10 protein-coding genes and 1 riboswitch are annotated in these 9,342 nt (G+C 43.0%); of the genes, 4 read left to right on the top strand and 6 right to left on the bottom strand.

Annotated elements, in window-relative coordinates; translation table 11 throughout:
* Positions 1-71: 71 nt before the first annotated feature.
* The 5 genes from ACI35L_RS11415 to ACI35L_RS11395 form a co-directional block, all read right to left on the bottom strand.
* Positions 72-275 carry a hypothetical protein gene (locus ACI35L_RS11415; protein WP_049670238.1) on the bottom strand — a complete coding sequence of 68 codons (204 nt, stop codon included), beginning with the start codon at positions 273-275 and terminating at the stop codon, positions 72-74.
* A gap of 73 nt (positions 276-348) precedes the next feature.
* A complete protein-coding gene (locus tag ACI35L_RS11410) occupies positions 349-1,584 on the bottom strand; it encodes a hypothetical protein (RefSeq protein WP_049670239.1) in 1,236 nt (411 codons plus the stop codon).
* A gap of 13 nt (positions 1,585-1,597) precedes the next feature.
* A complete protein-coding gene (locus tag ACI35L_RS11405) occupies positions 1,598-2,431 on the bottom strand; it encodes a hypothetical protein (protein WP_049670240.1) in 834 nt (277 codons plus the stop codon).
* Positions 2,428-3,117, bottom strand: coding sequence for an ABC transporter ATP-binding protein (locus tag ACI35L_RS11400; protein ID WP_049670241.1), 690 nt, complete (start codon positions 3,115-3,117; stop codon positions 2,428-2,430). Before ACI35L_RS11400 ends, ACI35L_RS11405 begins: the two co-directional genes overlap by 4 nt.
* Before the next feature lie 11 nt (positions 3,118-3,128).
* Positions 3,129-3,500: a GntR family transcriptional regulator gene (locus tag ACI35L_RS11395; protein ID WP_049670242.1), complete on the bottom strand. Its 372-nt coding sequence runs from the start codon at positions 3,498-3,500 to the stop codon at positions 3,129-3,131.
* Between the two features lie 182 nt (positions 3,501-3,682).
* Between ACI35L_RS11395 and ACI35L_RS11390 the strand changes: the two genes are divergently transcribed.
* Complete coding sequence (locus ACI35L_RS11390; protein WP_049670243.1) at positions 3,683-4,528, top strand: patatin-like phospholipase family protein; 846 nt, start codon at positions 3,683-3,685, stop codon at positions 4,526-4,528.
* Between the two features lie 55 nt (positions 4,529-4,583).
* Here the strand turns inward: ACI35L_RS11390 and ACI35L_RS11385 are convergent, their stop codons facing one another.
* Positions 4,584-5,630 (bottom strand): M42 family metallopeptidase, encoded by a 1,047-nt coding sequence (locus tag ACI35L_RS11385; protein WP_439802925.1) that lies wholly within the window; start codon positions 5,628-5,630, stop codon positions 4,584-4,586.
* A gap of 131 nt (positions 5,631-5,761) precedes the next feature.
* Positions 5,762-5,880, top strand: a riboswitch (SAM riboswitch).
* Between the two features lie 68 nt (positions 5,881-5,948).
* Here ACI35L_RS11385 and ACI35L_RS11380 point away from each other — a divergent pair.
* The 3 genes from ACI35L_RS11380 to ACI35L_RS11370 form a co-directional block, all read left to right on the top strand.
* The gene (locus ACI35L_RS11380) at positions 5,949-7,064 is read left to right on the top strand and encodes a methionine biosynthesis PLP-dependent protein (protein WP_049670245.1); all 1,116 of its coding nucleotides are present in this window, start codon (positions 5,949-5,951) and stop codon (positions 7,062-7,064) included.
* Positions 7,065-7,297: 233 nt separating this feature from the next.
* Positions 7,298-7,849: a cysteine hydrolase family protein gene (locus ACI35L_RS11375; protein ID WP_439802926.1), complete on the top strand. Its 552-nt coding sequence runs from the start codon at positions 7,298-7,300 to the stop codon at positions 7,847-7,849.
* 17 nt (positions 7,850-7,866) lie between these two features.
* A partial coding sequence (locus ACI35L_RS11370; protein WP_439802924.1) for a nicotinate phosphoribosyltransferase occupies positions 7,867-9,342 on the top strand: 1,476 nt, incomplete at its 3' end.

Below are 9,342 nucleotides of genomic sequence, written 5' to 3'. Positions count from 1 at the left end.
GGGGGTGAAGGGTGGACAAAGGGTGGGCACACAAAAAACTGGCCCAATCACTTTCCGGGCCAGTATCTTCATTAAATATTCCGCTTATAGGTTTCTTTTGTCAGCACCGGGTATTCAGGAACCGGTTCGTTTAATTTCTGGACATTGAATACTTCTGCATATTTTTCTAAATCGTTGGCAATCTCGTCCTGCATCTGTCTTGTTGGCAGTTCGATGTTATACTTCGTGCCTTCATGTAAAAGGCGAGATTCTGTTTCGAAAAATATATAAAACATATAGTCCCCTCCGCTTAAAAGTATTTTTTTCTTTATTCCCTTATTAAGGGAGGGGTCAAACGCCGACAGCAGGTTAAATGCCGCCAATACTGTCTAAGGACATATCCAGCTCTTTGAAGTTAACGGCATCTTTGTCTTTCGCTTCAATTCGACCTTCGAACTTCAGCTTGCCATCATCAAGATTATAGATGCTAAAGATAGGATGGCTTTCGGAATCGCGGCCGAATAACTGGATGTGATCATCGCGTAGTGTAATGTATTCAATTTGCTTGTTGTCACGAAGGTTTAGTTTGAGTTTGTCAACCACTTTACCTGTTTTCCAATCTATTTTATAGACTGTTGCGGTTGTTTGCTGTTCCTCATATAAGGTGAGATTTGCATATAAATAGTCTTCATCGTATAGATAAGAGACATCGGAATTTGGCTGGTTTTGCAGTTCGTCAGGCAATTTAAGCTCAGATAGCTTTCCTTTCTTATACTGGAAGACATAAATAGATTTATTTGACGGCTGCGGTTCGGCCTCATCATCATCACTAATTGGACTTTCCTCCGTTTCGAACATCATGATGCTGGACGGCTGGGTGGCATTCCGTTCCATCAAGGAATAGGTTGAGTGATAATTTTCTTGTGTATCTTTGTGTGTGAAAATAACCTCGTCATTTGTGACTTTTTCCTTTTTTAAATCAATGGAATATTGATGGACCTCTGTTACGTAAGGATTAGATTGTTGATTGGCTGTAATGATGCGCATTTCATTGTAATGATATTGAACATCATAAACTTCCATTATATTGATGTTCTTTTGTTTTGGAACATCGATCTTGTAGGAGCTTGCTTTCTCATTCTGTTTGTTCAATCGATCAATGGTGAAGTGGTAGCTTTTTCTCTCACCCCTAATGGACGTGGAATAATCAACCTCTGCATAGATGACGTGGTTATCATCTTCGAATAATGATCCCGTATCATATTTTCCTCTCATGAAGCTTGGGTAGTCTTTTTTTAGTTTCTGGAATTGCTTGCTTCTAAAGCTTAAATCTTCGTAATCCATTTGTTTGAAATAGGGAAGATCTGTTACATAGGATGTTTCATCATCCTTGATGGTCATGGTTTGGTACCTGCTGTTGTACCTGCCGCCAATATTATATGCACCACTGACACTTATATCCTTGATTATCTCCTTGTCTCCGCCTGTTTGTTCAATATAGAATTGGAGCTTGTCATCTTTTGCTAAGGCCGATTGAATATAGTAGATGGAGAAGGTTGCGAGCAGGAAGACAGTCAGAATCGTTAAAGTTAAATATTTTTTCATCTATTACTTCCTCCTATACGGTAACTTTCTTATTTAATAGATAATGGCTGATCCATACAGACAGGGCTCCGGTAACCATACTTGAGGCAATCGTCATGTAGACGACTTCTGATGGATAGAAATAGTCGGCTTTATCGAGCATAATTAAAACTCCGATTGGTGATAAAGTCAGGAATACCGCAAAGGCGATATAAATCAAACCGAGGAATAGCCCCTTCCATCTGAACGAACGTTCCATCAGGATAGCTGCAAATAATACCGTCAGGACGATGAATCCGCCACCATAGTAGAGGATAAATTCTGTGAAGGTACCTGGGATGATGTAATACAAATATATATTATAGCTGGCCATCTGGCTGATGGTCGCTTCTTTTAAATACTCAGCTGGTGTGAGCAATTCCATGAAGCTGCTTTCGATTAGGATGAAGACCATTTGAGCGGCAACCATTGTGAAGATAATAATCATTATAGCGGTTGCTTTGGCAAAATAAACGGAAAGTCGAGCGGTCGGCAGCATAAGAAGGCGATAGATGAACGTATTCTTACCGCTCCAGTCCCGGTACCAAATCAAAAAGATATAAAAGAAGACAGCACCCACACAAAGAGCGATAGGTCCGATAAAATAAATTTTATCACTGAAGCTAAGCATGCTCATATAAGAATAATTGTCTACAATCGATTGAACGCTCTCTCCGTTCATAATGGCCTCGTTCGCACGGCTCATATATTGATTGGATGTTATCCATACTCCAATCATTTGAATGATGAATAGAGCAGCCAAGCCCCCAAATAATACTTTCGCTACCCGTGAAACTTCCAGGTTCACTAGCTTTAAATATCGATTCATTGTATATACACCTCTCTCAGTACATCCACGACGGATTTCCCTTCCTTGATCCGCATGTCCTCTGCGTTAAACTCCTTATAGACGGTGCCATGGTTTAATACGACTACTTTATCAATTAAGTGTTCTATATCATTGATTTCATGAGTTGTGATGATGACGCCTCGGTCTTCAATTAAATGACTCGTGAATACATTGGCAATTTGTTCTCGGCTGAAGATATCAATTCCGGAGAACGGTTCATCCATGAGGACATAGTCTGTATCCTGAGCAAGACCTAATAGGAGATTAACCTTGGCTGTATTTCCTTTTGAAAGGGTGGAAATACGGTGTTCCTCGTTTAACTTAAAGAATTGAAGCAATTCATCAGCACGGTCTTGGTTCCAGCTTTCATAGAAATCAGTCATGAAATCCATTGCCTGTTTTATCGTAAAGCCTGGAAGCATGGTTAATGCATCCGGAATGAAAGTTAATTTCTCATAGGTGCTTTTCTTTCGGTGTTCTCCATCAATGAGGATTTCGCCGCCATTGACGGGTGTAAGTCCAAGGATGGCTTTCATGATGGTCGTCTTTCCGACGCCGTTAATACCGATCAGGCAGGTGATTTCACCTTTATTCGCCGTGAAGCTTACATCGTCCAATACACGTTTCCTGCCGAACTTTTTTGTTACGTTCTTTACCTGCAGCATAGTTCTCCTCCTTATTTCTCTTCGGTAAGATAATTCTTTTTCACAATATCAACCAATTCGTCAACTGGTACTTGAATGGGCTTGACGGCTAGGATGAAGGCATCGACTGCCTCTTGAATCAATTCCTCGCGGACGCCGTTTAAGATCTTTTCATCTGTCGTAACACGGCTTGGGAAATTGCGCTCTGTATAAATCAATCCTTGTTCCTCCATTTCCTTATAGGCTTTTTGTGCGGTATTCGGGTTGATTTTCAATAAACCGGCCAGTTCACGGCGAGATGGGATTTCCTGTCCTCCTGCCAATTCTCCAGTCGCAATTCGTTCCTTGAAGTAACGGACAACCTGTAAGTAAACGGGATCGCGGTTATTAATGAGGAATGACATCCATTCACCTCCTAATTCTTGGTGTGTGTACTATATGGTTCATACACTCCTTAAGGTGTACTATACTGGTAATACACCATAGATGTCAATAACTTCTATGAAAATAATGCTTATTTTTTAATTGAAAGAGGGAAAAAGTAGGATGACACCGGTATAGACACTAAGCCAAGGAGATGGTGCATATGCAGAATACAGGGCTTGTTTTGGAGGGGGGCGGAATGCGAGGAGCTTTCACTGCGGGTGTCCTGAGGTATTTGATGGAGGAGGATATCTATATCCCGTATACCATTGGAGTTTCAGCAGGGGCATGTAATGGCAGCTCCTATATTGCCCGCCAAATGAATCGGAATCATCAGGTGATCATTGAATACAGTCGACATCCTGAATACATCTCCTTTAAGCGCTTTTTGCGAAATAGGGAATTGTTTGGAATGGATTTAATTTTTGACAAAATGCCAAATGAGCTAATTCCTTTTGATATGGAAACATTCTGCAGCTCAAAGGAAGGCTTTGTCGTTGGAACGACCGATTGTGAGACTGGCGAAGCTGTTTATTTTGATAAACAATCATATAGTAAGGATATGCTTACCATACTAAGGGCTTCCAGCTCCTTGCCGTTGTTTGCACCGGAGGTATCCTTTAATGGACGATATCTCCTTGATGGGGGTGTGACCGATCCTATTCCCATTAAGAAATCGGTGAAAGACGGAAACACGAAAAACATTGTTGTATTAACGAAGAATAAAGGATATAGAGAGGCACCATCAAATTGGAATTGGCTTGCCTCAAGGAAATATGGGAAATATGCGGGACTTTTGAAAGCAATGAAAAACCATCATATCGTCTATAATGACACGATAAAGTATCTTAAGGAGGAAGAGGAGAAGGGGAACGTTGTTATTATCCAGCCAATACGGAGGCTTGATGTTTCCACCATCGGACGGAATCCGCAAAAGCTTGAGAATCTGTATGAGGAAGGCTACCGGGAAGCAAAGAAAGCATATGGAAAATTGAAGGAGTTATTATGAGATAAAAAGGGGGAGGAATAGACCCATCTATTCCCACCCCTTTTTTAGGCAATAATCAGACGACTAGCTCTGACTGCAAATAATGCCAAATCAAATTGGCCGTATGTTCAATGGAACTGATATGTGTGCGCTCAAACGCATGAGAGGCGTCAATCCCCGGTCCGATTAATCCATGAACGATATCATACCCGGCCCGGATGGCAGCGGAGGCATCAGATCCATAAAAAGGATATATATCAACACGGTAATCAATATCATGCTCCTGGGCTAATTTGACAAGATGCTGGCGCAGGCCATAATGATAAGGACCGCTTGAATCCTTCGCGCAGATGGATACACTATACTCGTCCGTTGTTTGGCCGTCTCCAATTGCGCCCATATCCACAGCTAAATACTCAACAGTTTCGTCCGGAATATTAGAGTTTCCGCCATAGCCGATTTCTTCATTATTGGAAATAAGGAAATGGGTAGTGTATGGAAGGGCGATGTTTTGTTCCTTCAGTTGTTTTATCAAGTAGAGTAGGATGCCGACACTCGCTTTGTCATCCAGATGCCTTGACTTTAAGAAGCCGTCCCCAGCAAGCTCTGCCCGAGGCTCAAATGAGACAAAATCACCGACCTCAATACCGAGTGCTTGCGTATCTGATTTTGATTTGGTGACCGCATCAATCCGAACTTCCATATGGTCATCGTCGCGTTTCACTTCACCCATTTTCTGATAAACGTGGACAGAGGTTTGGTTTAGTAAAATCGTTCCTGTGTACACATTACCGTCTGCTGTATGAATCTTGCAGTATTCTCCCTCACAGGCATTCCAGCGAAAGCCGCCGATCATCGTCAGCTTTAAACGCCCGCTTGGTTTGATTTCCTTGACCATTGCTCCCAAAGTATCCACATGGGCTGTCAGGAAGCGGTGTTTAGAATCATCTTGGCCTTTAATTGTCGCAAGCAAGGCCCCTTTATTCGTCCGTTTGTTTCCAATTCCGCATGTATTCAGAAAGTTCTCTGTATAACGAATGGCCTCTTCCGTATAGCCAGTCGGGCTTGGAATGGAAACCAAATCTTTTATGTAGCCGTATATCTCTTGACCGTCTGCTTTCATTTGTAGACACTCCTCTTATTAGTGAATAGCTCTATTATATACCTCCGTGGAAAAAGGGTACAATAGATGAGAAATTTCTTGCCTTTTTTAGGATATCCATGTAAATTATAGTTAAATGAATATTCGAACAAATCTTATCGCGAGAGACGGAGGGACGGGCCCGATGATGTCTCAGCAACCGCCGATGCATTCGGAAAGGTGCTAAATCCTGCAAGGCATATGCATATTTATGTGCCTCGAGAGATAAGAAGGAGAGTAAAGCTCGATAAGTCTTCTTCTTGGAAGGCTTTTTTATTTTTATTTGGGAGGGGCAGAACAATGACCGCATGGAAGATTGAAACAGTATTAGCCCAAATCGGCAATCGAAGTGAAACACAAACAGGTACGGTGAACACGCCCGTTTATTTCTCGACCGCATACAGGCATGAGGGGATTGGACAATCAACAGGCTATGACTATACCAGGACAGGAAATCCGACCCGAGAGGTTTTGGAAAAGGCCATCGCGGCCCTTGAAGGCGGTGAGCAAGGCTTTGCCTATAGTTCTGGCATGGCAGCCATCCATGCTTTGCTCACATTATTCGAACCGGGTGATGAGATCCTTGTTTCAGCTGATTTATATGGTGGTACATATCGTTTATTCGAAAAAACCTGGAAGAAATACGGCATCACTTTTGTTCAATGCCAGTCCTATAGAGATTTTGCTGAATCCATTTCAAGTCAGACAAAAGCCTTTTTTATTGAAACACCGACAAACCCTTTAATGCAGGAAATCGATATCCGGGCAATTGCTGATTTAAGTCAAGAGAATAACCTCCTTTTGATTGTTGATAATACCTTTTACACACCAATCTTGCAGCGTCCGCTTGAACTCGGTGCTGATATTGTTGTTCACAGTGCGACAAAATATATTGCCGGTCATAATGATGTTCTTGCTGGCCTCATTGTCGCAAAGGGAGAGGATGTCTGCCAAAAGCTTGATGAATATCAAAATGCAACAGGGGCCATCCTTTCGCCATTTGATTCCTGGCTTGTCATGAGAGGAATGAAGACATTGAGCCTCCGCATGAAGCAGCATGAGGAGAACGCTGGGAAAATCGCGGCTTTCTTACAGGAGCGGGAGGAGGTCATCGATGTCCTCTATCCGGGAAAAGGCGGCATGATTTCGTTTAGGCTTCAATCTGAGAAATGGGTCAATCACTTCCTGAAAAGCCTTGGTGTCATCACCTTCGCTGAGAGTCTTGGAGGGGTTGAAAGCCTTATGACCTACCCGGCTACACAAACGCATGCCGATATCCCGGAGGAGGTCCGCATAGCAGGTGGTGTTTGTAACCGGCTGCTCCGCTTCTCCGTTGGTATCGAACATGCTGATGATTTAATTGCCGACCTGAAGAACGCCTTTGAAGCGGTTAGCAGCAAACAAGTGCAAGCATAATATCCGTTCAGCCAGTCCATTTTGCAGGGCTGGCTTTTCTTATGGAGTAATGATGGTGATTTTAGGAAAATGTAAGAGATAAGCAGCTTAAAGCTGGCAAGAAGGAAAAAACGGGTGAAGAAGCGGAAATCTTCTGTCTTAAATGGTAGAATAGCTGTAAAATTATTTGTAAAGACATCTCGCATGATTTTTTGTTATGCTGATGACAGTCCAACCATAAATTCAGAGGAGTGATTCGGTTGAAGGCGCTGATTAATATCGATTATACATACGACTTTGTGGCAGATGAGGGAAGATTGACCTGCGGTGAGCCAGGGCAGCGAATTGAGGATTATATTGTTTCATTGACAGAAGAATTCATTAAACGGAAGGATTATGTCGTATTTGCCATTGATGTGCATGAAGAGAATGATCCTTACCACCCGGAAACGAAATTGTTCCCGCCCCATAATATCCGTTTCACTGCTGGCAGAGATTTATTTGGAAATCTGCAAAATGTGTATAATAGGAACAAGGACGAAGACCATGTCCTTTGGATTGACAAGACGCGTTATTCTGCTTTCGCCGGCACGGACCTTGATATCAAGCTTCGTGAGCGGGGAATCACCGAGCTTCATTTAGTCGGGGTTTGTACAGATATTTGTGTCCTCCATACAGCGGTGGATGCTTACAATAAAGGCTACAAGATTATCGTCCATAAAGATGGAGTGGCAAGCTTCAATGAGGCCGGCCATCAATGGGCTCTTGGCCATTTTGAACAAACACTTGGAGCAGATGTTTTATAAATTAAGGAGGAAGCTTGATGAAACACTATCAAGATGACAGCTTTGCGTTACATACAGATCTATACCAAATTAATATGATGGAAACATACTTCCGGGATGGCATCCATAACAGAAAAGCCGTCTTTGACGTTTACTTTAGACGTAACCCATTTGGGAACGGCTATGCCGTTTTTGCAGGACTTGAGCGTGTCATTACGTATATTAAAGAGCTGCGTTTTACAGACACTGATATTGAATATTTACGTAATGAAGTAGGTTATGCTGATGACTTCCTGTCCTACCTTAAGGAACTAAAATTTACAGGAACAATTAGAAGCATGAAGGAAGGGGAGCTCGTATTTGAGAATGAGCCTCTTATGCGTATTGAAGCCCCGCTAGCTCAGGCACAGCTTGTTGAGACGGCTATCCTCAATGTCGTCAACTACCAGACATTGATTGCAACAAAGGCCTCAAGGCTCACCATGGTAGCCGATGGCGATCCATTATTTGAGTTTGGGACAAGAAGAGCTCAGGAAACCGAAGCGGCCATTTGGGGGACACGCGCGGCCTTTATCGGCGGATTCCAAGCGACAAGCAATGTCCGCGCAGGTAAATTATTCGGCATACCAGTCGTAGGAACGCATGCCCATGCCCTTGTCCAAACCTATCGTGACGAATACACAGCCTTCAAGAAATACGCGGAATCCCATTATGACTGCACCTTCCTCGTCGACACCTATGACACATTACGCTCAGGTGTACCGACAGCCATCAAGGTTGCCAAGGAAATGGGTGACAAGATTAAATTCAAAGCCATCCGCCTAGACAGCGGCGACTTAGCTTACCTATCTAAAAAAGCAAGAATCATGCTGGATGAAGCCGGCTATACCGACACGATGATCACCGCCTCTAATGACCTGGATGAAGTAACTATTCTCAACCTGAAAGCCCAAGGTGCCAAAATTGACATGTGGGGAGTCGGTACAAAGCTCATCACTGCTTATGACCAGCCGGCATTAGGTGCTGTTTACAAAATGGTCAGCATTGAAGATGATAACGGAAGAATGGCTGACACCATCAAAATCAGCGGAAACCCTGAAAAAGTTACAACACCAGGGATGAAAAACGTTTACCGTATCATCAACCGTGAAACCAAAAAATCCGAGGGGGACTACATCACCCTAGACGGCGAAAACCCGCAGGAAGAAAAAATATTGACTATGTTCCATCCAGTGCACACCTTCATCTGCAAGGAAGTCACCGACTTCGAAGCCGTGCCGCTGCATGAAACTATTTTCGAAAACGGCGAACTGAAATATAAAACACCAGAGCTCACTGATATCCAGAAATTTGCCCATGATAACCTCTCCTTGCTATGGGATGAATACAAACGTTTCTTGAATCCGGAGAAATACCCGGTTGACCTCAGTCCAAAATGCTGGGAAAACAAGCGTGTCCTTATTCAGGAAGTACAGGATCAGGTTAGACGGAACCGAGAGATTGTTAAGAACTGG

Source organism: Pradoshia sp., from assembly GCF_051873915.1.
In the GTDB taxonomy this organism is placed as follows: Bacteria; Bacillota; Bacilli; order Bacillales; family Pradoshiaceae; genus Pradoshia.
The sequence above is the reverse complement of the archived record's forward strand: the minus strand, read 5'-3'. Positions and strand labels throughout refer to the sequence as shown.